Origin of the sequence: Pseudonocardia spirodelae (genome assembly GCF_037727765.1) — a bacterium.
In the GTDB taxonomy this organism is placed as follows: Bacteria; Actinomycetota; Actinomycetes; order Mycobacteriales; family Pseudonocardiaceae; genus Pseudonocardia; species Pseudonocardia spirodelae.
On sequence record NZ_JBBJUP010000027.1, the window covers coordinates 1 to 26,135 of the forward strand.

The following is a 26,135-nucleotide window of genomic DNA, read 5'->3' on the forward strand; positions in this document are numbered from 1 at the left end:
GTCGTCGGCCGCCTCGAAGGGGTTCTCGACCAGCGCGTTGGAGTGGCTCGCGGAGTTGTGCGGCAGGGCGCGCTCGGCCTCGAGCTCGGTGAAGAAGTCCTTCATCGTTTCCTCCTGTGGTGCGGTGTGGTGTCCGGTTCGGACTCCTCCATCCGGCCATAAATGACACTGATTTTCAACAGTGAGGAACGCCTCGTTCATCAATATTGGTGACGACAGTCGTTTTCGTCTATGGTTCGCGCACCCCCACCGGAAGGACGACGTGAGCGAGACCGCCCCGCCCGTGCCCGCCCGCGAACGCACCGACCTGCGCCGCTACCTCGCCGCCCGCGTGGTGTCGGTGGCCGGCGCGCTGGTCGCCGCGGTGGCCCTGCCGGTGCTCGTCTACCGGCTCACCGGCTCGGCGGCGTGGACCGCGGCCGTCGCGACCGCCGAGGCACTGCCGTACCTGCTGTTCGGGCTGGTCGCGGGCGCGCTGGCCGACCGCGTCGACCGGCGACGCCTGATGGTCGGGGTCGACCTGGCGTCCGGGCTGGTGCTGGCCGGGATCCCGCTGGCCTGGTGGGCGGGCGTGCTGACACCGGTGCAGGTCCTGGGCACCGCGGTGGCGGTGCAGACCGGGTTCGTGTTCTTCGACGCCGCCAACTTCGGCGCGCTGCCGACGCTGGTCGGGGCGGACCGGATCACCGCCGCGTTCTCCACGCTCTACGGCGCGACGACCGTCGTCGAGCTGCTCGTGCCGCCGCTGGCCGGGCTCGCCGTGGCCGTCGTCGCGCCGGCCCCGCTGCTGTCGGTCACCGCGCTCACCGCGCTGGCCTCAGCGCTGCTGATCCGCTCGGTCGCCGGACGGCTGTCCCCCGGACCCGGCACCCGCGCGCCGACCCGGATGCTCGCCGACGTGCGCGAGGGCCTGTCGCTGTTGTGGGGGCACCGGGTCGTGCGGACGCTGACGCTGGTCGGCACCACCCAGGCCGTCGCGGGCGGGGCGTGGCTGGCGATGACGGTCCCGTGGGCCGACCGGGTCCTCGGCATCGCACCCGCCGGGGACGCCCGGCTCGGTCTGCTGTTCGCCTGCTGGGGCGTGGGCGGGCTCGGGGCCGCGCGGCTGGTCCCCGCGCTGTCCGGCCGTTGGGGCGGGGCGCGCCTCGCCCTCGCCGCGCTGCCGGTGTCGCTGGCCTGCGCGCTCGCGGTCGTCGCCGCGACCCACTGGGTGCCCGCGCTGCTGGCCGCGACGGCGTTCGGCGCCGCCTACTCGACCGTCGTGCTCAACGCCGTCACCTACCGGCTCGAGGTGACCCCCGAGCACGCCCGCGCCCGGGTCTCGACGACCGCGCGGATGCTGTCCTGGGGTGCGGGCACCCCCGTCGGCGCGGCGCTGGCCGGGGCGGTCGCGAGCACCCCGGCCGGGCCCCGCGGCGGGCTCGCCGCCGGGGCCGCGGTGCTGGCGGTCGGCGTCGCGCTGGCCTGGGTGACCCCGCCGCTGCGCCGGGCCGCACGGGCCGCCGCGCACTGACCGCCCCGGCCACCTCCCGCAGCGTCCGCACGGTGATCCCGCGTCCGCACGGTGATCCCACGTCCGCCCGGTGATCCCACGTCCGCCCGGTGATCCCACGTCCGCCCGGTGATCCCACGTCCGCGCGGTGATTCCCGCTCGCGCGGTGATTCCCGCTCGCGCGGTGATTCCGCGTTCGCGCGGTGATCCCGCGTCCGCGCGTGCTGCAGCGCGCGCGAACGGAGACGACGCGCGCGAACCGGCCGGGCGGCACCGTCCGCGCGCTCCCGGACGGACCCCGGGTCCACGGCGAGGCGGTCGGCGGAGCGGCCCAGCCGGCAGCGCGGCCGACCGGAGCACCACAGCCGGCGGCGCGGCACGGCCGACAGGGCACCCCGGCCGGCAGCGCGGCGCGACCGACGGAGCGGCGCGCGTCAGCCGGCGTCGAGGTAGCTGCAGGTCAGCCGCCCCTCGTGGGACGACACCACCCCCCGCACCCCGAACACCTCGGTCAGCAGCGCCGCGTCGACGACGTCGCCGGGAGCACCGTCGGCGTGCACCCGCCCCTCGCGCAGCGCGACGACGCGGTCCGCGCACCGCGCGGCCTGCGCCAGGTCGTGCAGCACCGCGACGACGGTCAGCCCCCGCTCGGCCTGCAGCTCCCGCACGAGGTCGAGCACCTCGAGCTGGTGGCGCACGTCGAGGTAGGTCGTCGGCTCGTCGAGCAGCAGCACGGGCGCGTCCTGCGCGAGGGCCAGGGCCAGGCGCACCCGCTGGCGCTCACCGCCCGAGAGCAGCTCCACGGGCACGTCGGCCCAGGCCCGGGTACCGGTGGCGGCGAGCGCCGCGTCGACGACGGCGTCGCTCCCGCCGCCGAGCATCCCCAGCGGCCCGCGCACGGCGTAGCGGCCCTGCGCCACCAGCGCCCGCACCGTCACCCCGCCCAGCGGCGGCAGCGACTGGGGCAGCACCGCCACCCGCTTCGCGACCTCGCGGCGCGCGGTCCCGGCCAGCGGCCGGTCGGCGAGGTGCACGGCACCGGCGTCGGGCCGGTGCAGCCCGGCGAGCACGCGCAGCAGGGTGGTCTTGCCGCAGCCGTTGCGCCCGACCAGCGACAGCCACTCCCCCTCCCGCACCGCCAGGTCGACGCCGTCGAGGACGGTCCGCCCGTCGAAGCGCACCGTCACCCCCTCGGCCGCGAGCACCGTCGTCACAGCACACCTCCCACCGTCGTGCGGGACCGTCGGCGGACGAGCCCGATGAGCACCACCGCACCGGCGACGGCGGTCACCGCACCGGCGGGGACCCCGAGCGGCCGGTCACCGACCGGAGCGAGCGCCGTGACCGCCTGCGCGACGGCGTCGGCGGCCGTCACCGTCGCGGCGCCGGCGAGCGCGGCGGCCGGGACGAGCAGCCGGGGGTCGGCCGCGGCGCGCGGTCCCAGCACGGAGCGGGCCAGGTGCGGCGCGAGCAGCCCGACGAACGCGAGCAGCCCGACCGAGGCGACCGCGCCACCGGTGGCGAGCACCGCGAGCAGCACCGCCGCCGAGCGCCAGCCGGACACGGCCAGGCCGACGCCGCGGGCGTGGTCGTCGTCGACGGCGAGCACCGCCAGCACCGGGCCGATCAGCACCCCGAGCACGACGACGGCCGCCGCGACCGGCCACAGCGCCGCCCAGTGCTCCCAGCCGCGTCCGTTGAGCGAGCCCACCAGCCAGCGGACCATCGCCCCGGCGAGCTGGGGGCGCGCGGTGAGCAGCAGCAGCGTCGTCCCCGACAGCACCGCCGAGACCAGGACACCGACGACGGCCAGCCGCAGCGGGTCCGCCGTCCCCGGTCCCGCGGCACGCCCGGCGAGCAGCCACAGCACCCCGCCGCCGAGCGTCCCGCCCAGCAGCGCGACCGCGAGCACCCCCGACGGGGTGCCGACCGGGCCGCCCAGCAGGGTCCCCAGCACGGCGCCCAGCACCGCCCCGGACCCGACGCCCGTCACCTCGGGCGAGGCGAGCGGGTTGCGCAGCACGGCCTGCAGCACCGTCCCGGCGACGCCGAGGCAGACCCCGGCGGCCGCGCCGACCAGGACCCGCGGGACCCGCAGGCCGCGGACCAGGTCCACCGACAGCGGGTCGGCCGCCCCGGCGAGCGCCGCCAGCGCGGTGCCGGGACCGACGGAGGTGCCCGCGAGCAGCCCGGCGGTCGCGGCGGCCAGCGCCCCGGCCACGAGCAGGGCGTAGCGGGCGGCCGTGCCGGGGCCGCGGCGGGACCGTCCGGACCCCACCGGCGCGGCGACGGCGGCCGGGAGGGCGGCGGGGCGCGCGCTCACCGGGCCACCGCCGCCGCGGGACCGCCCGCGGGCGACGCGTCCCGGCGGCGCAGGACCAGCACCGCCGTCCCCAGCACGATCGCGACCACCGCGGTCAGCCCGCCGACGGGCAGCTCCACCGGGTACAGCACGGTGCGGGCCAGCAGGTCCGCGACGACGACGATCACCGCCCCCGCCCCCGCACACCCCGCGGCGCGGGGCAGCGGGCCCGCGGCGGGCACGATCGCCCGCACGAGCTGCGGGGCGAGGAACCCGACCCAGGCGACCGGCCCGGCCGGTCCGACGACGGCCGCGACCAGCAGGCACGCGACGGCGAGCACCGTGGCCCGTGCCGTGCCGGTCCGCAGCCCCAGCGACGACGCGGCGTCGTCGCCGAGGCGCAGCACGCCCAGCAGCGGCAGCACCGCGACGGCGGCCGCGACCGCGACGACCAGTGCGGGCAGTACCGGGGCGACCGTGGCCCAGGTGGTGCCGGTCAGCGACCCGAGCAGGTAGCGCACCAGCACGCCCTGCTCGGTAGAGCCGGTCATCGCCACCGACGCGAGCAGCAGCGCCTGCAGCGCCGCGCTGACCCCGGCCCCGATGAGCAGCACCGCGGCCGGCCCGACCGCGCCCCGCACGGCGAGCAGCGTCAGCGCCCCGCCCACGGCGGCGCCGAGCACCGCGGGCAGCAGCGGCGCGAACGGCACCGCCGCACCGGAGACGATCGTGACCGCCACCGCGGCCGCCGCGCCGGAGGACACCCCGAGCATCTCCGGGACCGCGAGGGGGTTGCGCAGCGCGTCCTGCAGGAGCAGCCCCGCCAGGCCCAGCGCGACGCCCGCGAGCGCACCGAGCACCAGCCGCGGCACCCGCAGCTCGGTGACGACGACGTGCTCGATCCCCCCGCCCGCGACGAGCACCCCCGGCAGCCGGTGCGGCGCCACGGCCGGGGTGCCGGTGCCGAGCACCAGCACCGCCAGCGCGGCCGCACCGGCCAGGGCGCCGAGCAGGACCAGGGTCGTCCTCACCGCCCGGGGACCACGGCCAGGGACTGCTCGACCATCGCACCGAGGCTGCGGGTGCCGCGGCCGCTGCCCCACAGGCGCGGGTCCATCTCGTGCACGTTCCCCTGAGCCACCGCCGGCACCTGCGCCCACACCGGGTTGGCCGCGAGCTGGTCGGTGAGCGTGCGGTCGGCGGAGGAGAACAGCAGCGAGAACGCGAAGACCACGTCCGGGGCCTGCGCGAGGATCTCCTCGACGCTGTAGGTGCTGGCCGTCTCGACGTCCGCGCCGCGCGGGACGAACGGGTAGTCGTAGAGGGTCGCGAGCAGGTTCCCGTTGACGGTGTCGGTGGTGTCGACACCGATGGTGTCGGCGCTGCCGTACATCAGCAGCACCCGGCGGTCGGCCTGCCCGGTCTCCCGGGCCCGCTCGACGCCGTCGGCCAGGGTGGTGCGGAAGCGTCGCTCCCCGGCGGTGGCCTGTTCGGTGCGCCCGGTGAGCGCACCGAGCCCGCGCAGGTAGCCGACCGAGTCCTCCCAGGTGGCGGGCTGCACCAGCCACAGCGGGGCGAACCGCTCGATCGCGGCGCGCAGCGGCTCGTGGACACCGCCGAGGCCGATCACGAGGTCGGGGCGCAGCGCGGCGATGGACTCGACGTCCTCGCTGCCGAAGCTGCCCGCCACCGTCGGGACGGCGGCGGCCCGGTCGCCGAGCAGGGCGGGGTTCTTCAGCAGCGCCGGCGTGGAGGTGCCCGCCGGGGTCAGCCCGAGCTCGACGACCATGTCGTCGCACAGCCCGGTGAGGCAGACGATCCGCTGCGGCGGCGCGTCGACGGTGACGGCGACGCCCTTCGGGTCGGTGACCGACAGGGCGGGGATGAGCGGGGCGACGTCACGGGAGACGGCGGGCCGCTGGTCCGCGGCCTGCGGGGCGGGGTCGGCGCCCGGGCCGCAGGCGGCGAGCAGCAGCGCGGCCAGCGCCGCGGGGAGCAGCGCGGCGGCCCGCGTGGTCCGGCGGGTCACCGGACACCGGCCAGGTCGCGTCCGGCGCGCAGGTCGCGCAGCGCGGCGGCGTCGCGCAGCAGCGACGCGGCGGTGTCGCCGGGGACGAACTCCAGCAGCACCTCCACCGGGGTGCCGGCCGCGGTGGCCTGGGCGGCCAGCTCGGCCAGGACCGGCGACCACAGGTCGGCGCGGTCGGCGAGCGGGAGCCGCTCGGTGAAGCCGTCGGCCCCCCAGGAGAACGCGTGCACGGTCGCCGGGCGCAGCGCCCGGACCTCGGCCAGGCAGTCGTCGGTGACGGGCAGCTCGCGCGGCTGCCAGTGGGTGAGGAGCGCCGGGTGGCCGACCTCGTCGCGCAGGGCGAGCGCGGTGTCCAGGCCGTCGGTCAGGGACTCGACGTGGTGCTCGACGAGCAGCGCCATCCCTCGTGCGGCGACGGCGTCGGCGCAGCGGCGCAGGGCGTCGACGGTGCCGGCGCGCTGCGCCGGGGAGACCTGCGCCGAGGCGCGGGTGCCGCCCCAGACGCGCACCCGCGGCGCCCCGAGCTCGGCCGCGGTGGCGACGACGTCGGCGAACGCGGCGGGGTCGTCGGCCCCGGCCTTGTGGTAGCTCCCGTAGGTGCCGACGCGCAGCCCGGCCGCGGCGCAGGCGTCGCGGACGGCCGTGGCGGCGGCCCGGTCGCCGGGCCGCACGTGCCGGTCGGCGGCCCACTCGACGACCTCCGAGCCGGCCTCGACGGCCAGCCGGACGACGTCCGGTGCGGATCTCTCACGGAAGGTGACGGACGCCAGCCCCAACAGCAACATGAGGCGTAACAGTAGTCATTATCGTTTAGGCGATCCAGCGACGTCCGTCACCCCGTGTCCGTTTCGCCCTCACAGCAGGTCGAGGCCGGCCGCCACCACCGTGTCCGCGTCGAGGCCGTGGTGGGCGTAGACCGAGGCGAGGTCCCCGGACTGCCCGAAGCGGGTCACGCCCAGGTGCGTGGCCGGGACCCGGTTGACCCCGGCCAGGAACGCCAGCGTGTGCGGGTGGCCGTCGAGCAGGGTCACCAGCGGCGCCGCACGGCGGGCCGGGAACGCCGACCCGAGGATCCACGGCTCGGCCTGCGGGCGGGCCGGACGCCCGGCGCGGGCCTGCAGCGCGTCGAACAGCAGCCCGGGGCTGGTGACCACGACGACGTCGACGTCGTGCCCCAGCTCGGCCAGCCGGTCCGCGGCGGTGAGCGCCTCGGTCGTCGGCGCCCCCGCGACGGCGATCGTCAGCGCCGGGTCGCCCGCGGCACGGCGCAGCGGGTAGGCCCCGGCGACGACCTGGCGGCGGCGGCGCTCGCGGGCCGCGGGGTCCGCGGGCACCGCGGCCAGCGACTGGTCCACCGGCCGCGTCGACAGGCGCAGGTAGGCGCTGGTGCCGTCGGGCCGGCCGAGGCGGGCCAGCGACGCGAGCAGCGCCCACTCGGTGTCGATCGCGAACGCCGGCTCGTAGGTCACGCAGCCGGGCTGCTCCAGCCCCACCGACGGCGTCGTCACCGACTGGTGGGCGCCGCCCTCGGGCGCCAGCGACACCCCGGACGGCGTCCCGACCAGGATCGACTGCCCGCCGGCGTAGATGCCGAACGACCACGGCTCCAGCGCGCGCTCGACGAACGGGTCGTAGAGCACCCCGATCGGCAGCACCGGCCGGCCCCAGCGCGACCAGGTCGCGCCGAGCTCGCCGAGCGCACCGACCAGGTTGCCCTCGGCGATGCCCAGCTCCAGGTGCTGGCCGGTGGGCCGCTCGCGCCAGTGCAGGATCGTCTCGGGGTCGTCGTCGAACCAGTCCTTGCGCTCGGCGGTCGACCAGACGCCGACCTTGTTGACCCAGCCGCCGAGGTTCGTCGAGGACGACACGTCCGGGCAGAGCGTGACGACCCGCCGGGCGGCGTCGGGTGCCTCGCGGGTGAGGTCGAGCAGGGCGCGGCCGAGCGCGGCCTGGGTGGTGGCACGCCCGGTCGGGGTGCGCCCGATGTCGGTGGGCAGCGGCGGGACCGGCTCGTCGGTGACGGGGTCGCGGCGCAGCCGCCGCGCGGTCGCCGCGACGACCTCCCCGGCGGGCGAGGACGGGTCGGGGCGCCGCCACGGGTCCGCGGGGTCGGCGCCGACGGCGTCGGCGAGCTCACGGACCTGCTCGGTGGTGAGGATGGAGCCGTGGTTCTGCGGGTGGCCCGCGGTCGCGAGGCCGTGGCCCTTGACCGTGTAGGCGAGGACCACGGTGGGACGGGTGTCGTCGATCGCGGAGAACGCGTCGCGCAGCGCGGCGGTGTCGTGCCCGCCGAGGTTGCGCACCGCGGCGAGCAGGGTCGCGTCGTCGAGGCCGGCGACGAGGTCCTTCAGCGCCGGGTCGTCGCCGGGCAGGCGGGTGCGGACCTCGTCGGCGTCGCAGCGCAGCAGCCGCTGGTACTCGGCGTTCTCCATGGTGTCGATGCGGGCGCGCAGTGCGTCCCCGCCCGGGCGGTCGAACAGCTCGTGCAGCAGCCGGCCGTACTTCACGGTGAGCACCTGCCAGCCGGCGGCGGAGAACATCCCCTCGATGCGCGGGGCACCGATCGCGGGCACGACCCGGTCCAGGGACTGGCGGTTCAGGTCGACGATCCACACGACCTCGCCGAGGTCGCCGACCATCGGGTCGAGGATCGCCTCCCAGACCGCGCCCTCGTCGAGCTCGGCGTCGCCGACCAGGGAGTACTGGCGTCCCTGCCCGGCCCCGCCGAAGTGGGTGTCGACGTAGCGGCGCGCGAGCGCGCCCCAGATCGGGGCGGTCGCGCCGATGCCGACCGAGCCGGTGGAGTAGTCGACGGGGTCGGGGTCCTTCGACCGCGACGGGTAGGACTGCAGCCCGCCGAACTCGCGCAGCGTGGTGAGGTAGCGCTCGTCCAGCTCGCCCAGCAGGAAGTTGATCGCGTGCAGCACCGGCGAGGCGTGCGGCTTGACCGAGACCCGGTCCCCGGCGCGCAGGTGCTCGAACCAGAGCGAGGTCATGATCGTCGTCATCGACGCCGACGACGCCTGGTGCCCGCCGACCTTGAGCCCGCTGGGGTCCCCGCGGCGGTTGGCGGCATCGACGATCGCGGTGGACAGCCACAGCACCCGCTTCTCGATGTCGGCGAGGGTGTCGGTCCCGACCGTCTCCGTGCTCATGGCTCTCCCAGCTGCGTCGCTGTCCTGGCAGGTTGCCCGACCAGCCCACCACCACGACGAGCCGTGCACAACCGGGGCGCGAGGCACTGAGCAGACTGCACACGGCCCGTGCTGCGGACCGGGTCGCGGGGCGGCAGAATGCGCACTCCCCACCGGGCGGCGAGCGGAGAGCGGACATGAGCGGCGAGCGGGACGCGCTCGACGGCCACGACGCCCGCCTGCTGCTGGCGCTGGCCCGGGACCCGCGCGCGACGGTGCTCGCGCTCGCCGAGCGCGTCGGGCTGTCGCGCAACACGGTGCAGGCCCGCCTGGCCCGGCTGGACCGGCTCGGCGCGCTGGACACCTTCGAGCGCCGCGTCGACCCGGCCGCGCTGGGCTACCCGCTGACCGCGTTCGTCACGGTGCGGGTGGTGCAGCGCGAGCTCGCCGCCGTCGCCGACGCGCTGGACCGGGTCCCCGAGGTGCTCGAGGTGCACGGGGTCTCCGGTCCGGAGGACCTGCTCGTGCACCTGGTCGCCCGCGACGCGGACGACCTCTACCGCATCGCCGGGCACCTGCTCGCCATCGACGGCGTCGAGCGGACGTCGACGTCGCTGGTCATGCGCTCGCTGGTCGGGTTCCGCACCGCGCCGCTGCTGCGCCGCCTGGCCGGCGACGGGTGAGCGGCGCGGCACCCGGGGTGCGCCGCGCGCCGCTAGCGTCGCGGGTGTGAGCGACCCCCTCGGCCTCGACCCGGACTTCCTCGGCGTGCCCGCACCGATGCCGTCGCTGCCGGGGGTGACGACCGTCCCGCTGACCTACACCCACTTCGCGACGCTGCACCGCCCCGACCGGCGCCTGGCCGCCGTCACCGGGGTCGCGATCGACGGGGCGACGCTGCGCTCGCTGGAGCGCTCCGACGACTGGCGTCTCGACGACCGGCTGCCCGCCGCGCAGCAGGCCGGCGCCGAGCTCTACACCGGCAACGACCTCGACCGCGGCCACCTCGTGCGGCGCCAGGACCCGGTGTGGGGCACCGAGGCCGAGGCCGCGACCGCGGAGTCCGACACGTTCCACTACACCAACGCCGCCCCGCAGGCCGCGGCGTTCAACCAGGACAAGCGGACCTGGGGCGGGCTGGAGGACTACCTGCTCGACAACGCCGGGGACAACGACCGCCGCCTCGTGGTGTTCACCGGCCCGGTGCTCGCCGACGACGACCCGGAGTACCGGGGCGTGCGCATCCCCCGGCAGTTCTTCAAGATCGGCGCCTTCGTCACCGGCGGCGCCCTGGGCACCACCGCCTACCTGCTCGACCAGACCCCCGAGCTCGGCGACCTGGCCGAGCCACCGGCCGGGGACCCGCCGCCGCTGGGGCCGTTCCGGACGTTCCAGGTGCCCGTGGCGCGGATCGCCGGGCTGACCGGGCTGGAGCTGGGCCCGCTGGCCGCGGCGGACCGGATGCCGGTCCCGGCCGGCCCGGTGGCCCTGGCCGAGCGGGCCGTGCGGCTGCGGTCGTTCGCCGACATCCGGGGGATCTAGGGTCGCCGGGGTGACCGAGTTGCTCCCCAGCACCCAGCGCGTCCTGCTCGCCCGTGTCGCCCGCGCCCAGCGCGACGGCCGCGTCCCGTCCCTCGTCGCCGGGGTCGTCCGCGACGGCGGCCTGGCCTGGCACGCCGGGCGCGGCGCGCTGCCCGGCGGCGCGGCCGCCGACGACGTGCAGTACCGCATCGGGTCGATCTCCAAGACCGTCTGCGCGGTCACCGTGCTGCGGCTGCGCGACGAGGGCCTGCTCGACCTCGACGACCCGCTCGAGGACCACGTGCCCGGCACCCCGCTCGGCGCGCGGACGCTGGGCCAGCTGCTGTCGCACCTGGCCGGGGCGGGATCGGAGAGCCCCGGGCAGTGGTGGGAGCGCACCCCCGGCGGCACCCTCGACGAGCTGGGCCTGTCCGACGCCGACCGGGTGCTGCCCGCCGCGCGCCGCTTCCACTACTCCAACCTCGGGTTCGGCCTGCTCGGCGAGGTCGTCGCGCGGATCCGCGGCCGGGCGTGGGCCGACGTCGCCCGCGACGAGGTGCTGCTGCCGCTGGGCATGACGCGCACCTCGCCGCGCCCGCAGGCACCGGCGGCGTCCGGGCTGGCCGTTCACCCGTGGGCCGACCTCGTCCTCGACGAGCCCGAGCACGACGCCGGGGTGATGGCCGCGGCCGGGCAGCTGTGGTGCACCGCCGCCGACCTCGCCCGCCTGGGCGCGCTGCTGCTCGGCGACACCGGCGGGGTCCTGTCCCCCGCGACGGTCGAGGAGATGACGCTGCCCGCGGGCGTCGACCCGTCGTCGCCGGTCTGGTCCGGGTACGGCCTCGGTGTGCAGGTGCAGCGCCTGGTCCGCGACGGCCACACCACCACGCTGGTCGGGCACGGCGGATCCATGCCCGGCTTCCTCGCGGGGCTGTGGGTGGACCGCGAGGAGGGCACCGGCGCGCTGGCGATGGGCAACACCACCTCCGGCATGGACGGCGGCCTGCCCGCGGCACTGCTGGCCGACGTGCGTGCCGCCGAGCCGCGCGTGGTCGAGCCGTGGACGCCCGCCCCCAGCCCGGTCGACCCGCAGCTGCTCGGCCCGTGGTTCTGGGGGCCGTCGCCCTACGCGCTGCGCGCCGTCGGCGGCGGGCTGCTGCACCTGGGCGGGCTGGGCCGCCCCGGGCGCGCGTCCCGGTTCCGTGTCCGCCCCGACGGCACCTGGGTCGGCCTGGACGGCTACTTCGCCGGGGAGACGCTGCGGATCTCGGCCGACCACCTGTGGCTGGCGACGTTCGTGTTCACCCGCACCCCGTACGACCCGGCCGCACCGGTGCCCGGCGGCGTCGCCGGGACCGGGTGGGACGTGCCCTGACGCGGCCGTGTCCGAATCGATACGGGGCGGCTGACCACCGCCGATCACGCCGCGGGACCCCTTGCGCGGCGACACCGGCGAAGTCTTTACCTACACTTTCCCGAACCAAACACTTGTGCACCGCCTTTGCGCCACGATCCGGGAGGGGGATGCGCCCGCCGCGTGCGGGCGCGAACCGACATGACACAGGCTCCATCACCACCGGACACCGGTCCGGCGACGACGTCGGGCGCCGGCCGCACCGGCACCGACTGGACGGTGTTCGGCGTCGGCGCCGCGCTGGCCCTGCTCTTCGTGCTGTGGGGCATCGTCAGCGCCGACACCCTCGGCGCCGCCGCCGAGTCGATGCTCGACGGCCTCATGCGCGGCGGCGGCTGGGGCTTCATCCTCGCCGCGACCGCCTTCGTCGCGTTCGCGCTGTTCCTGGCCTTCAGTCGGTTCGGGCGCATCAAGCTCGGCACCGACGACGAGGAGCCCGAGTTCCGCACGGTCTCCTGGATCGCGATGATGTTCTCCGCCGGGATGGGCATCGGCCTGATGTTCTTCGGCGTGAACGAGCCGCTGACGTTCTTCCAGTCCCCGCCGCCCGGTTCGGCCGAGGCCGGGTCGGTCGCCGCGCTGCAGACCTCGATGGCGACCTCGCTGTTCCACTGGACGCTGCACCCGTGGGCGATCTACGCCGTGGTCGGGCTCGCCATCGCCTACTCGACCTTCCGCAAGGGGCGCCGCCAGCTCATCAGCCAGGCCTTCGTCCCGCTGATCGGCCGCAGGGCCGCCGAGGGCGGCATCGGGCGCGCCATCGACGTCCTCGCGATCTTCGCGACCCTGTTCGGCTCCGCCGCGTCGCTGGGCCTGGGCGCCTTCCAGATCGGCGGCGGCATGCAGACCGTCGGCTGGATCGAGCAGGGGCCGCTCCCGGCCTGGCTGCTCCCGACGGTGATCATCGTGCTCACCGCCGCGTTCGTCCTGTCCGCGGTGTCGGGCATCGAGCGGGGCATCCAGTGGCTGTCCAACACCAACATGGTGCTCGCCGCGGTGCTGGCCCTGTTCGTGTTCGTCTTCGGGCCGACGGTCATCATGCTCGACCTGATCCCCACCTCGATCGGCGCGTACTTCTCGCAGTTCTTCGAGATGGTCGGGCGCACCGAGGCCGTCGGCGGTGAGCCGATGCTCGAGTGGCTCTCGGGCTGGACCGTCTTCTACTGGGCGTGGTGGATCTCCTGGACTCCGTTCGTCGGGATGTTCCTCGCGCGCATCTCGCGCGGGCGCACGATCCGCGAGTTCGTCGGCGGCGTGATCCTCGCGCCGAGCCTGGTGTCGCTGGTCTGGTTCTGCATCTTCGGCGGCACCGCCATCACCCAGGTCCAGCAGGGCACCACCCAGTTCTCCGACGACTCCAACGTCCAGCTGTTCCAGATGCTGGCCGCCTACCCGTGGGCGACGTTCACCGGGCTGCTCGTCATGGTCCTGGTCGCGATCTTCTTCGTGTCCGGCGCCGACGCCGCCTCGATCGTCATGGGCACGCTGTCGCAGCGCGGCACCATCGAGCCGAGCCGCTGGGTCGTCATCTTCTGGGGTGCGGTCATGGGCGCGGTCGCCGTGCTCATGCTGGTCACCGGCGGGGAGAACGCGCTCGACGGCATCCAGAACCTGACCATCCTGGTCGCCGCACCGTTCGTGGTGATCATGGTCCTGCTCTGCTTCGCGCTGTTCCGGGACCTGCGCCGCGACCCGGTCGTCCTGCGGGACGAGAAGGGCGCGCAGGTGCTGGAGCAGGCCGTGGACTGGGCCACCGACAGGCACGGCGACAACTTCTACGTCAAGGTCGGGGCCTTCCCGCCGGGCCAGGAGCCGCCGGAGACCGCCGACGGCAGCGGCAACGGCAGCGGCAACGGCAGCGGCAACGGCAGCGGCAACGGCAGCGGCAACGGCAGCGGGAACGGCACCGCGCACGGTCCGGGGACCGGGCAGGGCTACCGGATGACCGAGCCCGGCGAGTCCACGGAGGACGGGAACGGCACCGGGCGGTCCGCCGAACGGCGCGACACCCCGGTCGGCGGCGACTGAGCACCTCTCGTCGCGGACGACGGCGGCCGGACCCCCTCCCCGGGGTGTCCGGCCGTCGTCGTCCGTGGCAGGGTCGAGGGCTCACCGGTCGCGGTGATCGCGTGACCGACCGCCCACCGACGGTGAGCGGTCCGGAGTGACCCGGGCCGGTCCCGCTCGTTGGACCACTGCGACCACCCGGTGTGCGGCCCCCGCGCGGACCGGAGATCATCGAGAGGTGCTGCGCGGCAGCCGGAGCGGATGGGAGGGACCTGACACAGTGGGCCGGATGCGTCTCGTCTTCACCCCCGGGGACGACCAGGGGTACGCCGAGTCCCGCAGCCGCCTGCTGGAGCAGTTCTCCCTGTGGTCGCGCCGCCGCCGCGTCGAGGTCGACACCACGCTCGTCGCCGCCGCCCTGGACTACAAGTACGCGCGCGACCGCCGTCTGGGCCGCTGGACGCGCGGGCACATCGCCGACGCGCTGGGCATGTGGTTCCCGCGCAAGGTCACGGTCCGCGAGCCCGACGACGTCGCCCCCGCGTTCCACGCGCTGATCGACTTCGTCGACGAGCACGACTGGTTCGACCCGCAGTCGCACCCGGCCGACGCGCTGCACCGCCAGGTGCTCGACTCCACGCCCGCGCTGCACGACGGCCTGGCCGACGAGCGCAACTACGACCTCGGCAAGTTCTGGGGCGTGCAGCTGCACCGCCACGGCGTCGACCCGGCCGACCCGGTCGCGGTGCAGCGCTTCCTGGACCGCGCCGGTGCCGGGGAGACCGACGTCGACCGGCACGCGCTGGCCGAGATCATGCGGCGCGAGGCGCAGCGCCCGGCGCGCGCCGAGTGGAACCCGGAGCTGCCGCCGGTGCCGATGCCGGGCGCCGCCGCGCTCGTCGAGGCCGCGGAGCGCTCCGAGGCCCTCGAGCTGCTGCGGAAGCTGACGCTGTGGGTCCGAGCCGGGCGCCGGCTGACCTCCGACGGCCGGCTGGACCGCACCGACGCCCTCGACCTGGCCGCGCACCTGCAGCTCGACCACATCTACCGCGAGACCGCCCGCACCAGCGACGACCTCCCGGAGGTGTCGCTGCTGCTGCGCTGGGCCCGCTCCGCGCGCCTGGTGCGCGTCGTGCGTGGACGGCTGCTGCCGGTCAAGAGCGCGGGCCCGCTGCTCAACCGGCCGATCGAGCTGTGGCGGCGGGTGTTCGAGTCCGTCGGGCGGCTCGGGGACAGCCTCGGCGGCACCGACGTGTTCGGGGCGCCGTCGCTGTTCGGGATGTCCATGTCGCAGGCGTTCCCGATGCTGTGGGTCGGGCTCTACGCCACCGGCGGCGGCCAGGTGCCGCTGGAGCACTTCCACCGCCAGGTCCGCGACGCGGTCAACGACGAGGCGGGCTGCGTCGTCGACGACCTCGCGGGCGACGTGGAGCAGCGGCTGTGGCGCCGTGACGTCACCGCGCTGCTCGACGCGTGCGAGCTGCTCGGCGCCATCGAGCTGACCGAGACCCTCGACGCCGACGAGCTCGACGACCTGTCCGCGATCGCACACCGCGACGACCCGGACCCGACGGTCGTCGCGCTGACCCCGATGGGGCTGTGGGCGGTGCACGAGTACCTGACCGAGCAGGGCATGCACGTGCCCGCGCCGGGCGAGCTGGCCGACGAGGACCTCGAGTACGTGTGCGTGCGGATGGCCGGGGTGCGCCCCGACGTCGCCGAGGCCGAGCTGGCCGCGTGGGCCCGGGCCCGCTCGGCCGGCGACGCCGTGCGCGAGCTGGACCGGTTCCTGCGCCGCTGCGAGGTGCCGTCGCACCGGGGGCTGGCACTGCACGCGCTGGCCGAAACCGGGCCCGCGGGCCGTGCGGTCGCCGCGCGGCACCGCCTGCACGTCGCGGAGCCGATGACCGTGCCCGCCCCGGCGGCGCAGCGCCCCGCCGGCCCGGCGCCGGCGCCGCGGTCCGCGGTGGGCGACCCGGCGGGCCACCCGTCCGCGGCACCGCACCCGCGCGCGCCGGTCCGGCACAACCTCGAGCCGGCCGGCTGACGCCCGGCGCGCCGGGGTCCGGTCACGTCACGTCAGGTCAGCAGCACGACCTTGCCCGTGACGGTGCGGTCGTCGATGCGCGACAGCGCGGTGCCCGCGTCGTCGAGACCGAACCGCTCGCTGATCAGCGGGTCCAGCGCGCCCGAGCGCAGGTGGGGCACGAGCGCGTCCCACTCGGAGCGGATGAACTCCGCGCGGCCCAGGGCGTAGGCACCCCAGCCGACGCCGCGGACGTCGATGTTGTTGAGCAGCAGCCGGTTGACCTTCACGGTCGGGATGTCGCCCGCGGTGAACCCGATGACCATGAGGCGACCGAGGGGGCCGAGGCAGCGCAGCGAGTCGGTGAAGCGGTCGCCGCCCACCGGGTCGACGACCATGTCCACGCCCGCACCGCCGGTGAGCTCCTTGACCGCGTCCTTGAACCCGTCGACGCCGACGGTGTGCGCGGCGCCCGCACGCCGGGCGACCTCGGCCTTCTCCTCGGTCGAGGTCACGCCGATGACGGTGGCACCCATGGCCACGGCCAGCTGGATCACCGCGGTCCCGATGCCCCCGGCCGCGCCCTGCACGAGCACGGTCTCCCCCGGCCGCAGCCCACCGCGGGTGTCCAGGGTGAAGTGCGCGGTCAGGTAGTTCATCGGCAGGCAGGCGCCCGCGGCGAACTCGACCTCGTCGGGCAACGGAAAGACGAACTGCTCGGGGGCGGAGACGGTCTCGGCGAAGACCCCGGACATGGTGAACGCGACGACCCGGTCACCGGCGGAGAACCGGCTGTCCGGGCCCGCCTCGCGCACGGTGCCGGCGCACTCGGAGCCGAGGGTGAAGGGCGGCTCGGGCTTGTACTGGTAGAGCCCCTTGGTCAGCAGGACGTCGGGGAAGTTCACCCCGGCCGCGGCGACGTCGACGAGGACCTCGCCGTCACCGCGGACCGGCGGCTCGACCTCGGCGACGCGGACCGACTTCGGCCCGTCCAGCTCGCTGACCTGCACTGCGCGCACGTGTGCTCCTCGTGGTTCGACGGCGGTGTCCGTCGTGCATCGAACCACGGGGCCGGGCGGCGCGCGGGTGACCTAGACCGGCTGCGCGTCGCCGTAGCGCGGGGTGCGCGGCTCGCTCAGCGCGTCGCACAGCTCGGAGAGCCGGTTGTCGATGCGGTCCTGCACCCGCTCCAGCGCGTCGAGCTCGAGCATCAGGTCCAGGGCGTCGCCGGTGGTCCCGCCGGCCAGCGCGCGTTCCAGCTCGGCACGGCGTTCGGCGGCGCGCCGGCGGCAGGCGTCGGCGGTGGCCTTGTGGGCACGCAGGCGGGCGCGGGCGGGGTCGGCGAGGCCGGTGCCACCGGAGACGGTGGCGACGCGCTCCTCCAGCAGATGCGGGTTCACTCCGGGGACCTCCTAGGCGGGACGGGGCGGTGCGTGACCGCCACCACACCCACGCTAGACGATCAGCGTGTGCCGCGCATCACACTGCGCGGGATCAGTCGCCGCGGCGGGGCTGCGGGATCAGCTCGGCCGGGCTGCGCCGGCGCTGGGCCACCGCGTCGGTCGTCAGGTGGAAGTGGCCGCGGCGCGACCGCCGGCACAGGTAGGCGCGCTGGGCGCGGCCGCCGAGGGCCTCCAGCTCGCGGGCGGCGCACTCGGCCGCGTCCCGGTCGGGGTAGATGACCTTGCCGTCGCTGCCGGCGGCGCCGTGCCCGCCGAAGCGCTCGCGCTCCTCGATCTCGCGCCGGCCGGGGAGGCAGACCTCCGGCCGGCCGGACCGCATCAGCCGCGCGTAGCGGGCCAGGATCCGGCCCCGCTCGGCGTCGACCACACCGCGCCCGGACGGCAGGTTCTCCACCGACCGCCGTGCCGCGGGGATCATCCCCGGGTGCACCGCCGGAACCCTGTCGAACTGCCCGTCCATGTCGCCTCCACGTCGCCGTCACTTGTGGATCGCTCGGGTCATCCTGCCTCGTTACCGCTCACCGCGGACACCCTCGAAAGTGTCATGTGTCGCACGGGTACACCATCGAGTGTTCACCGAGAGTGACATCGACGGCGTGCGGGCGCGCCGGCGGGACCGTTCGTCGCCACCCCCATCGGGTCGTCACCCCTGCGGGTACGGCCGTCCGCATCAGCCTGTGCATCCGTTCGCACGGCCCTATCCTGATCGCACGATCCGCAGGACCCCGGGGGACGACCATGGCGATCCAGCCCGAGACCGGTGTCGGGAGCGGGGTGCCCGGCGGCCCCCGCTGGGACGAGGTCTTCACCCCGTCCGACCTGGCCGAGTGCGTGTTCGACGTGCGCTGGGACCTGCGGCCGCGGCTGCGGCGCTGGCTCGCCGAGCACGACCTGCCCACGGCCTCCGGGCGCGAGACCCACCGCCCCGCGATCGACGCCTGGGCGCTGCTCGACGGCGGCGTCATCGCCGTCTCCGCGGTCACCCTGCCCGGTGCCCCGCCCGGCGCGGTCCCGCTGCCGGGACGCGAGCCCGCCGCCGGCGCCACTCCCCCGCCGCGCTCACCGCTGCTCTCCCCCGGGATGCGGCTGATCGGGCACCGCACGCTGCGCCTGGTCGTCGCCCGGCTCGGGCTGCCCGGCCACGACGACCCGCTGCCCGGCGAGCACCGCGACGTCCCCGGTGTCGTCGACGACCTGTTCGACGGGCGCCGCCGCGACGGCGAGAGCACCGAGCAGGCCGAGCTGCTCGCCACCTGCACCGACCGGACGTCGCTGCGCTGGGTGGTCGCCGCGCTGCGGCCGTGAGCGCGCGGCGGATCCTGCACGCCGACCTCGACCAGTTCCTGGCCGCGGCGGAGGTGCTGCGCCGGCCCGAGCTGGCCGGACGGCCGGTCGTCGTCGGCGGCGACGGGGACCCCGACGCGCGCACCGTCGTGGCGACCGCGTCCTACGAGGCCCGCGCGCACGGGGTGCGCTCCGGCATGCCGATGCGCCTGGCCCGGCGCAGGCTGGAGAAGGCCGGGGCGGACGCGGTGTTCCTGCCGTCGGACACGCCGTACTACCAGCAGGTCTCCGACGACGTCATGGTCCGGCTGCGCGAGCTGGGCGCGCCCGTCGAGGTGATCGGCTGGGACGAGGCGTTCCTGTCCACCGACGGCGGCGACGAGGGCGCCCGCGAGCTCGCCGGGCGGGTCCGCCGCGCGGTCGCCGCGACCGGGCTGAGCTGCGCGGTCGGCATCGGCGACACCACCCTGCGGGCGAAGACGGCCACCGGCTACGCCAAGCCCGGCGGGGTGCACGCGCTCACCGCGGCCAACTGGTTCGCCACCGTCGGCGCACTGGCGCCCGACGCGCTGCCCGGGATCGGCCGGGCCACCGCCCGGGCACTGGCCGAGCTGGGCATCACCACCGTGACCGCGCTGGCCGAGGCCCGTCCCGGCGACGTCGCAGGCCGGCTCGGGCCGCGGCGGGGTCCGTACTACGTGGCGATCGGGCGCGGGATCGGGCGCACCGAGCTCGACACCGGTCCGTGGGTGCCCCGCTCGCGCAGCCGCGAGACGACCTTCCCCACCGACCTCACCGACCGCGCGGAGCTGCACCGCAGGCTCGCCGGCCTCGCCCACCGGGTCGCCGGGGACGTCGCGGAGGAGGACCGCGACTGCGTCCGGGTCGGCATCCGGGTGCGGACGCGCCCGTTCCGCACCACCACCCGCAGCCGCGCGCTGACCCCGCCCGGGCGCGACGGCGTCGCGATCGCCGCCGTCGCCGCGGTGCTGCTCGACGAGCTGGATCCGGACCGTCCGGTGCGGCTGCTCGGGGTGCGCGCGGAGCTCGCGGACCCGCAGCTGACAGGCTGAGCGCCGTGACGACCTGGACCAGCGACGAGTGCGCCGCCCACTGGGGCGTGCAGGTGGGGACCTGGAACTCCTACGTCAGCCGCGGCCAGGCGCCCGCCCCGCTGCCCGCACCCGGCCCCGGCGGCCGCACGGTGTGGGACGCCGACGCCGTGCGCGCCTTCTCCCGCCCCGGCGCCGGACGCCGCCGGGTCTCGGCGGAGTCCGCGGCCGCGCTCGACGCGCTGCGCGCCGCGGCCGGGGCCCCGCGCGAGCGCCGCCGCGAGCTGCTGCGGGCCGCCCGCGAGGCGGGCTGCGAGGTCAGTGCGATGGCCGCGGCACTGGGTGTCTCCCGGCACACCGTGTACGCCTGGTTGAAGGACTGAGCCCGGCCAGCGAGACTCCCCGCGGGTGCGCACCGCAACGAAGGGGGATCGCGTGCTGGTCTCGACGGCCGTACGGACGGCGACGAAGCGGCTCATCCCGCTGCTCGGCCTGGCCTACCTGCTCAACTACATCGACCGCGTCAACGTCGGTTTCGCGGCGCTGACGATGAACGCCGACCTCGGGCTGTCGGCGGCCGCGTACGGCCTGGGCGCCGGGCTGTTCTTCGTCGGCTACTTCTTCTTCGAGGTGCCGTCCAACGTCATCCTGCACCGCGTCGGGGCCCGGATCTGGATCGCCCGGATCATGGTGACCTGGGGCATCGTCGCGTCGTCGACGGCGTTCATCCAGGGCGAGGTCGGGTTCTACGTCGTGCGCGTGCTGCTCGGCATCGCCGAGGCCGGCTTCTTCCCGGGCATCATCCTGTACCTGACCTACTGGTTCCCGCGGGTGGAGCGCGCCCGGATCGTCGCGCTGTTCTTCCTGGCCGTGCCGCTGTCCTCGGTGGTGGGCGGCCCGCTGTCGACCTGGCTGATCACGGTCGGCGACGGGGCGCTGGGCTTCGACGCCGGCTGGCGGTTCATGTTCTTCGTCGAGGGCATCCCGGCGGTGCTGCTCGGCATCGCGGTGCTGTGGCTGCTGCCGGACCGGCCGAGCCGCGCGCGCTGGCTGCCCGCCGACCAGGCCGCGGCGCTGGAGGAGACGATCGCGGCCGAGGACGCCGCGACCGCCGGGCAGGACCGCGGCGTGCGCGCCGCGCTGCGCGACGGCCGCGTCGTCGCGCTGTCGGTCGTCTACTTCGGCGTCGTGTTCGGCCTGTACGTGCTGGCGTTCTTCCTGCCGCGCATCGTGGAGGGCTTCGAGCAGCAGTTCGGTGCGGACTACACGCTGGTCGAGGTCGGTCTGATCACCGCCGTCCCGTACGCGATCGCGTCGGTGACGATGGTGCTCTGGGCCCGGCACTCCGACCGGACCGGGGAGCGCGCCCTGCACGTCGCGGTCCCGGCGGCGGTGGGTGCGGTCGCGATCGCGGGCGCGCTCTACCTGAACTCGCCGCTGCTGGTGATGGCCGCGGTGACGGTCTGCGCGGTCGGGGTGTTCGCGGCGATCCCGCCGTTCTGGTCGCTGCCGAACGCCTTCCTGACCGGGGCCGGCGCGGCCGCCGGGATCGGGCTGGTCAACTCCTTCGGGAACCTCTCGGGCTTCGTCGGGCCGTTCGTCACCGGCTGGCTGACCGACCTCACCGGCGACTCCCGGGCCGGCATGTGGGTGGTGGCCGCGATGATGCTGATGTCCGCGGCGATCGCCCTGGCCCTGCGCCGGACGGTGCAGCGCGCTGCGCCGGCCGACGTAGCCGGGGCGCCCGTCGACCGTCAACAGTGATGAACCGGGTAAGGGTCCCTGACCGTGCACCGGTGCGGTGGCTCAGTAGCCGATCGCGCTGGCGTAGTGGACGGCGCCGAAGGTGACGGCGGCCCCGGTGACGACGAGCGTCGCGAGGGCGAAGGGCCACGCCGGGCGCCGTTCCACCACGCGCAGCACGGTCATGGCCAGTCCCGCGATGCCGGCGGCGACCGCGACGACGACCGCCCCGCCCACCGACACCAGCACCGCCGAGGAGCTGCAGGTGCGGGGCGGGCAGTAGTCGAGGAACGCGACCAGGAACACGCCGCCGAACACACCGAGCGCGACCAGCATCCCGGTCAGTGCCAGCGCGGCGCCCGACAGCGCGGCGTCCCACCGCACGACCGCCCGGCGGCCCGCATCCGGACGCGCGGAGCCGGTCGACAGCATGCCCCCAACGGTACCCGTACCGGCCGGTACAGGACAGATCGGACATCGCGCGTCACCGTTCGGTGAGCGACCTCGCCGTCGCGCCGGTCTGGCAGCCGGGGCACCAGAACAGGTTGCGGTTGCGGACCTCGGCGTGCGCGATCGGGGTGGCGCAGACCAGGCAGGGCTGCCCGGTGCGCCGGTAGGCGTAGACGACGCTGGCGCACACCGACCCGCGGTCGGGCGGGGCGAGCAGGGCCGGGTCGTGCTCGGGGCGCAGCGTCTCGATCCGGCCGCGGCGCTCGCCGTCGCGCAGCATCTGCGAGAGGTCGTCCCAGAGCAGCTCGAAGGACCGGTCGTCGAGGTCGCGGGCCGGGGTCATGGGGTCGAGCCCGGTGCGGAACAGGGTCTCGGCGCGGAAGACGTTGCCGATGCCGGCGATCACCGATTGGTCCATGAGCAGCGCGGCGAGCGGGGCGCGGGAGCGGGCGAAGCGGGCGCGGACCCGGCCGGGGTCGGCGTCGTCGCGCAGCGGGTCCTCGCCGAGGCGGGCGCGCAGTTCCTTGACCCCGACGTCGTCGAGCAGTTCGCAGGCGGCGGGTCCGCGCAGGTCCGCGTAGTGGGTCTCGCCCACGATCCGCATCCGCACCTGCCCGCGTGGCGGCTGCTCGGGCAGCCGCCGGTTGGCGAAGCGCCCCCACAGTCCCAGGTGGACGTGCACGGTGGTGTCCGGCCCGTAGTGCTGGAACAGGTGCTTGCCGTGGGCCTGCACGTCGACGAGCACGCGGCCGTCGACGACCTCGGCCCCGGTGGTGAAGCGGTGCTGCGGGCTGGACACCGCGACCGGCCGCCCGGCGTAGCGGCGGCGCTGCAGCCGGGCGAGCCGGTGCACGGTGTGTCCCTCGGGCATGCCCGCAGGGTCCCCCGCGGACGGCGGTCCTACTCGCGGACGCCGGCGCCGGCCGTGTGCCGCGCGGGGGCGCGGCGCGCGCCCAGGAGCGCGTCGACCGAGAAGCGGCCCGGCCCGGCCGCGGCGAGCGCGAGGCCGCCGGCGGCGATCACCCCGACCAGCTCCCAGCCGCCGGCGTCGACGAACGGGCTGAGCCCGGCGTGGGCGAACAGGAACGCCCCCGCCATCGCGACGACGACGGCGAGCCCGGCCACCGTCGTCACCGCGCCGAGGAGCAGCAGCACGCCGCCGCCGAGCTCGACGAGCATCACGAACAGCGCCGACACGGTCGGGAACGGGATGCCCATGCCCGCGAAGCCGGTGGCGACGCCGTCGACGCCCTTCCCGAGCTTCTGGACCCCGTGGGCGACCAGGACGACGCCGAGCAGCAGGCGGACCAGCAGGAGCGCGGCGTCGGAGACGGGCGCGGGGAGCGGACGCATCGGTACCTCTCAACAGTTGAGCGTTCACTGACAATCCGAGGCTAGCAGGGCCCGGAGTTGCACCGCGTCACGGCGCGGGTTCCTCTGGGGACGTGCACGCTCCCTACTCGACGCCGTACTCGACGCTGTCCCACCTCGAGTGCTCGCGGACCGGGGTCCGCCAGGACGCCGACGTCGTCGCCGGCACCTCGCCCGAGGGCGCCCCGCTGCTCGCCCGCTACGACCTCGCCCGCGCCCGCGAGCTGGTCACCCCCGCCGACATCGCGGCCCGCCCGCCGGACCTCTGGCGCTACCACGAGGTGCTGCCGGTGCGGGACCCCGCGCACGTGGTGACGATGGGCGAGGGCATGACCCCGCTGCTGCCGCTGCCCCGCGCCGGCGCCCGGCTGGGCCTGCCCGGCCTGCTGATGAAGGACGAGGGGCTGGTCCCGACGGGTGCGTTCAAGGCCCGCGGCGCCGCGGTCGGGGTGTCGCGCGCCGCCGAGCTGGGCGTGCGGGCGATCGCGATGCCCACCAACGGCAACGCCGGCGCCGCCTGGGCCTGCTACGCCGCGCGCGCCGGGCTGGGTGCGCTGATCGCGATGCCGGTGGACGCCCCGGAGATCACCCGCCGCGAGTGCGTGGTGTCCGGGGCCGAGCTCTACCTGGTCGACGGCCTCATCGGCGACGCGGGCCGGCTGGTCGCCGACGCCGTCGCCCGCCGCAACGCCGCCGGGCAGGGCTACCAGGACACCTCGACGCTGCGCGAGCCGTACCGCATCGAGGGCAAGAAGACGATGGGCTACGAGATCGTCGAGCAGCTGGGCTGGCGCTGCCCGGACGTCATCCTCTACCCCACCGGCGGCGGCGTCGGGATCATCGCGATCCACAAGGCGCTGCGCGAGATGCAGGAGCTGGGCTGGATCACCGGTCCGCTGCCGCGCCTGGTCGCGGTGCAGGCCACCGGGTGCGCGCCGATCGTCGACGCGTTCGACGCCGGGCTGCGCGAGTCCACCGCCCCGGCGGACCCGCGCACGGTCGCGTTCGGGATCACCGTACCGAAGGCGCTCGGGGACTTCCTGGTCCTCGACGCCGTGTACGACACCGGGGGCACCGCCGTCGCCGTCTCCGACGCCGAGCTGCTCGCGGCCGAGCACGCGCTGGCCCGCGACGAGGGCACCTGGATCTGCCCGGAGGGCGCCGCCTGCGTCGCCGCGGCCGGGCGGCTGCGCGAGTCGGGCTGGCTCGACGGCTCCGAGGAGGTCGTCGTCCTCAACACCGGGACCGGGCTGATCTACCCCGACACCGTCGAGGCCGACCCGCCGGTGCTGGCCCGCGACGGACGCATCCCGTGACGGCCCCGGCGCGGCCCGGCCCGGTGATCCGCACGATCGAGCGGGTCGGCAACCGGGTCCCGCACCCGTTCTACCTGTTCTGGATCCTGCTGCTCCTGCTCGGCGCCGGCTCGGCGGTGCTCGCGCTGAACGGGGCGACCGCGCAGCTGCCGGGGGCGCCGCAGGCCCAGCCCGTCCGCAACATCCTGTCGGTGGCGGGGCTGCAGCAGCTGCTCACCACGATGGTCGACAACTTCATCGGGTTCCCGCCGCTGGGCGTGGTGCTGACGATGCTGCTCGGCGTCGGGGTCTGCGAGCGGACGGGACTGCTGCGGGCGCTGGTGAACGTCGCGCTGGCCCGGGTGCCGCGCCGTCTCATGCCCTACGCGGTGGTCTACCTGTGCGTGCAGGGCCACTTCATGGGCGACGCGGCGATGGTGATCCTCCCGCCGCTCGCGGCGCTCGCGTTCGCCTCGGTCGGACGCCACCCGGTCGCCGGCGCGCTCGGCGCGTTCGCCGCGACCGCCGTCGGCTACGGCTCGGGGGTGATCGTGGGGGCGCTCGACGCGAACCTCTCCGCGCTCACCGAGTCGGTGCTGCCGCCCGGGACGCCGCCGGACATCGGCGTCGGCGTGCTCATGAACTACTGGATGCAGCTGGTGTCGTCGCTGGTGCTCCCGGCGGTGCTCGGCTGGATCCTGGTGCACCGCGTCGAGCCGGGCCTCGGCCCGGTGGACCCCGAGCCCGGCGCGGAGCCCGACCCCGACACGACGGTGACGCCCCGGCAGCGGCGCGCGCTGCGCGTCGCCGGTCTCGCGCTGGCGGTGTGGCTGGCCTGCGCGCTCGCGGCGTGGCTGGTGCCGGGCGGCCCGTTGCAGGGCCCCGACGGCCTCGTCGACTCGCCGTTCCTGGACGGCATCGTCCCGCTGCTGTTCCTGTCCTTCCTGGTCACCGGGCTGTCCTACGGCGTCGCCGCCGGTGTCGTGACCCGCGCCGCGGACGTGCCGGAGATGATGGCCGAGTCGCTGCGCGGGATGCTGGGCTTCGTCGTCATCGCGTTCTCCGCGGGTCAGTTCATCGCGATGTTCACCTGGAGCCGGGTCGGCACGTGGCTGGCCGTCGAGGGGTCCGCGGGACTGCGGGCGGTCGGGCTGACCGGGCTGGGCGCGCTGCTGCTCGCGCTGGTCCTGTGCTCGGTGCTGGCGATGGTGATCTTCTCCGGGGCGTCGCTGTGGACGGTGCTCGCCCCGGTGCTGGTGCCGGTGTTCGTCGGGCTGGGGCTGCACCCGGCGGTCGTCCAGGGGACCTACCGGATCGGCGACGCGATCACCAACCCGGTCTCGCCGCTCAACCCGTACCTGTACGTGCTGCAGCTGACCTGCCGGCGTTACGACCGCTCGTTCACCCTGGGCATGGTGTTCTCCCGGATGGCGCAGTTCGTGCTGCCGGTGTTCGTGGTGTGGGTGGTGATCCTCTGCGGCTTCTACCTGCTCGGGGTGCCGCTCGGGCCGGGGACGACGATCCGGCTCGCCCCCTGAGGGCCGGTAGCCTG

25 protein-coding genes are annotated in these 26,135 nt (G+C 75.7%); 12 read left to right on the plus strand and 13 right to left on the minus strand.

Translation table 11 applies throughout. From position 1 onward, the window contains the following. A partial coding sequence (amiA, locus tag WJX68_RS25280; RefSeq protein WP_422785768.1) for a streptamidine family RiPP occupies positions 1-201 on the minus strand: 201 nt, incomplete at its 3' end. Positions 202-262: 61 nt separating this feature from the next. Between amiA and WJX68_RS24055 the strand changes: the two genes are divergently transcribed. After that, positions 263-1,513, plus strand: a complete 1,251-nt coding sequence (locus WJX68_RS24055; RefSeq protein WP_340295040.1) for an MFS transporter — start codon at positions 263-265, stop codon at positions 1,511-1,513. A 413-nt stretch (positions 1,514-1,926) separates the two neighbouring features. On the opposite strand, the gene WJX68_RS24060 is transcribed toward WJX68_RS24055, so the two are convergent. The 6 genes from WJX68_RS24060 to WJX68_RS24085 form a co-directional block, all read right to left on the minus strand. Then, on the minus strand, positions 1,927-2,706 hold the full coding sequence (locus WJX68_RS24060) for an ABC transporter ATP-binding protein (RefSeq protein ID WP_340295042.1): 780 nt from the start codon (positions 2,704-2,706) through the stop codon (positions 1,927-1,929). Continuing rightward, positions 2,703-3,815, minus strand: a complete 1,113-nt coding sequence (locus WJX68_RS24065) for a FecCD family ABC transporter permease (RefSeq protein ID WP_340295044.1) — start codon at positions 3,813-3,815, stop codon at positions 2,703-2,705. Before WJX68_RS24065 ends, WJX68_RS24060 begins: the two co-directional genes overlap by 4 nt. Further along, positions 3,812-4,825, minus strand: coding sequence for an iron chelate uptake ABC transporter family permease subunit (locus tag WJX68_RS24070; protein ID WP_340295046.1), 1,014 nt, complete (start codon positions 4,823-4,825; stop codon positions 3,812-3,814). The genes WJX68_RS24065 and WJX68_RS24070 overlap by 4 nt, the downstream gene beginning before the upstream one ends. Next, positions 4,822-5,823, minus strand: coding sequence for an ABC transporter substrate-binding protein (locus WJX68_RS24075; protein WP_340295048.1), 1,002 nt, complete (start codon positions 5,821-5,823; stop codon positions 4,822-4,824). The genes WJX68_RS24070 and WJX68_RS24075 overlap by 4 nt, the downstream gene beginning before the upstream one ends. Then, a complete protein-coding gene (locus WJX68_RS24080; RefSeq protein ID WP_340295050.1) occupies positions 5,820-6,608 on the minus strand; it encodes a sugar phosphate isomerase/epimerase family protein in 789 nt (262 codons plus the stop codon). Before WJX68_RS24080 ends, WJX68_RS24075 begins: the two co-directional genes overlap by 4 nt. A 69-nt stretch (positions 6,609-6,677) precedes the next feature. Beyond that, complete coding sequence (locus WJX68_RS24085; protein ID WP_340295052.1) at positions 6,678-8,978, minus strand: transketolase-like TK C-terminal-containing protein; 2,301 nt, start codon at positions 8,976-8,978, stop codon at positions 6,678-6,680. A gap of 176 nt (positions 8,979-9,154) precedes the next feature. Here WJX68_RS24085 and WJX68_RS24090 point away from each other — a divergent pair, with 176 nt between their 5' ends. The 5 genes from WJX68_RS24090 to WJX68_RS24110 all read left to right on the plus strand — a co-directional run bounded on the left by WJX68_RS24090 (position 9,155) and on the right by WJX68_RS24110 (position 15,946). Then, positions 9,155-9,640, plus strand: coding sequence for an Lrp/AsnC family transcriptional regulator (locus tag WJX68_RS24090; RefSeq protein ID WP_340295054.1), 486 nt, complete (start codon positions 9,155-9,157; stop codon positions 9,638-9,640). A gap of 46 nt (positions 9,641-9,686) precedes the next feature. Further along, on the plus strand, positions 9,687-10,499 hold the full coding sequence (locus WJX68_RS24095) for a DNA/RNA non-specific endonuclease (protein WP_340295056.1): 813 nt from the start codon (positions 9,687-9,689) through the stop codon (positions 10,497-10,499). Between the two features lie 10 nt (positions 10,500-10,509). Continuing rightward, positions 10,510-11,853: a serine hydrolase domain-containing protein gene (locus tag WJX68_RS24100; protein ID WP_340295058.1), complete on the plus strand. Its 1,344-nt coding sequence runs from the start codon at positions 10,510-10,512 to the stop codon at positions 11,851-11,853. A 180-nt stretch (positions 11,854-12,033) separates the two neighbouring features. Then, complete coding sequence (locus WJX68_RS24105; RefSeq protein WP_340295060.1) at positions 12,034-13,920, plus strand: BCCT family transporter; 1,887 nt, start codon at positions 12,034-12,036, stop codon at positions 13,918-13,920. 268 nt (positions 13,921-14,188) lie between these two features. Further along, a complete protein-coding gene (locus WJX68_RS24110; protein ID WP_340295062.1) occupies positions 14,189-15,946 on the plus strand; it encodes a hypothetical protein in 1,758 nt (585 codons plus the stop codon). Between the two features lie 32 nt (positions 15,947-15,978). Here the strand turns inward: WJX68_RS24110 and WJX68_RS24115 are convergent, their stop codons facing one another. The 3 genes from WJX68_RS24115 to WJX68_RS24125 form a co-directional block, all read right to left on the minus strand. Next, on the minus strand, positions 15,979-16,944 hold the full coding sequence (locus tag WJX68_RS24115) for an NADPH:quinone oxidoreductase family protein (RefSeq protein ID WP_340295064.1): 966 nt from the start codon (positions 16,942-16,944) through the stop codon (positions 15,979-15,981). A 72-nt stretch (positions 16,945-17,016) separates the two neighbouring features. Next, positions 17,017-17,325 (minus strand): hypothetical protein, encoded by a 309-nt coding sequence (locus tag WJX68_RS24120; protein WP_340295066.1) that lies wholly within the window; start codon positions 17,323-17,325, stop codon positions 17,017-17,019. Positions 17,326-17,419: 94 nt separating this feature from the next. Further along, a complete protein-coding gene (locus WJX68_RS24125; RefSeq protein WP_340295068.1) occupies positions 17,420-17,848 on the minus strand; it encodes a hypothetical protein in 429 nt (142 codons plus the stop codon). A 278-nt stretch (positions 17,849-18,126) separates the two neighbouring features. Between WJX68_RS24125 and WJX68_RS24130 the strand changes: the two genes are divergently transcribed. Genes WJX68_RS24130 through WJX68_RS24145 form a run of 4 tightly spaced genes read left to right on the plus strand, consistent with a single transcriptional unit; the run spans position 18,127 to position 21,488 of the window. Then, positions 18,127-18,693 carry a hypothetical protein gene (locus tag WJX68_RS24130; RefSeq protein WP_340295070.1) on the plus strand — a complete coding sequence of 189 codons (567 nt, stop codon included), beginning with the start codon at positions 18,127-18,129 and terminating at the stop codon, positions 18,691-18,693. Beyond that, the gene (locus WJX68_RS24135) at positions 18,690-19,745 is read left to right on the plus strand and encodes a DNA polymerase IV (RefSeq protein WP_340295072.1); all 1,056 of its coding nucleotides are present in this window, start codon (positions 18,690-18,692) and stop codon (positions 19,743-19,745) included. The genes WJX68_RS24130 and WJX68_RS24135 overlap by 4 nt, the downstream gene beginning before the upstream one ends. Before the next feature lie 5 nt (positions 19,746-19,750). Beyond that, positions 19,751-20,107: a hypothetical protein gene (locus WJX68_RS24140; protein ID WP_340295074.1), complete on the plus strand. Its 357-nt coding sequence runs from the start codon at positions 19,751-19,753 to the stop codon at positions 20,105-20,107. Between the two features lie 52 nt (positions 20,108-20,159). Further along, positions 20,160-21,488 (plus strand): MFS transporter, encoded by a 1,329-nt coding sequence (locus WJX68_RS24145; RefSeq protein WP_340295076.1) that lies wholly within the window; start codon positions 20,160-20,162, stop codon positions 21,486-21,488. Between the two features lie 42 nt (positions 21,489-21,530). Here the strand turns inward: WJX68_RS24145 and WJX68_RS24150 are convergent, their stop codons facing one another. From WJX68_RS24150 to WJX68_RS24160, 3 genes are read right to left on the minus strand one after another with little or no spacing between them, the layout of a single operon-like run. Continuing rightward, positions 21,531-21,899, minus strand: a complete 369-nt coding sequence (locus WJX68_RS24150; RefSeq protein WP_340295078.1) for a hypothetical protein — start codon at positions 21,897-21,899, stop codon at positions 21,531-21,533. Between the two features lie 52 nt (positions 21,900-21,951). Beyond that, the gene (locus tag WJX68_RS24155) at positions 21,952-22,788 is read right to left on the minus strand and encodes an Fpg/Nei family DNA glycosylase (RefSeq protein ID WP_340295080.1); all 837 of its coding nucleotides are present in this window, start codon (positions 22,786-22,788) and stop codon (positions 21,952-21,954) included. A 29-nt stretch (positions 22,789-22,817) separates the two neighbouring features. Next, the gene (locus tag WJX68_RS24160; RefSeq protein WP_340295081.1) at positions 22,818-23,270 is read right to left on the minus strand and encodes a DoxX family protein; all 453 of its coding nucleotides are present in this window, start codon (positions 23,268-23,270) and stop codon (positions 22,818-22,820) included. 92 nt (positions 23,271-23,362) lie between these two features. On the opposite strand from WJX68_RS24160, the gene WJX68_RS24165 reads away from it, so the two are divergent. Both WJX68_RS24165 and WJX68_RS24170 read left to right on the plus strand, forming a co-directional pair. Next, entirely contained in the window at positions 23,363-24,604 is a 1,242-nt protein-coding gene (locus WJX68_RS24165) for a threonine synthase (RefSeq protein WP_340295083.1), read from the plus strand. Further along, on the plus strand, positions 24,601-26,121 hold the full coding sequence (locus tag WJX68_RS24170; protein WP_340295085.1) for an AbgT family transporter: 1,521 nt from the start codon (positions 24,601-24,603) through the stop codon (positions 26,119-26,121). Before WJX68_RS24165 ends, WJX68_RS24170 begins: the two co-directional genes overlap by 4 nt. Positions 26,122-26,135 lie beyond the last annotated feature (14 nt).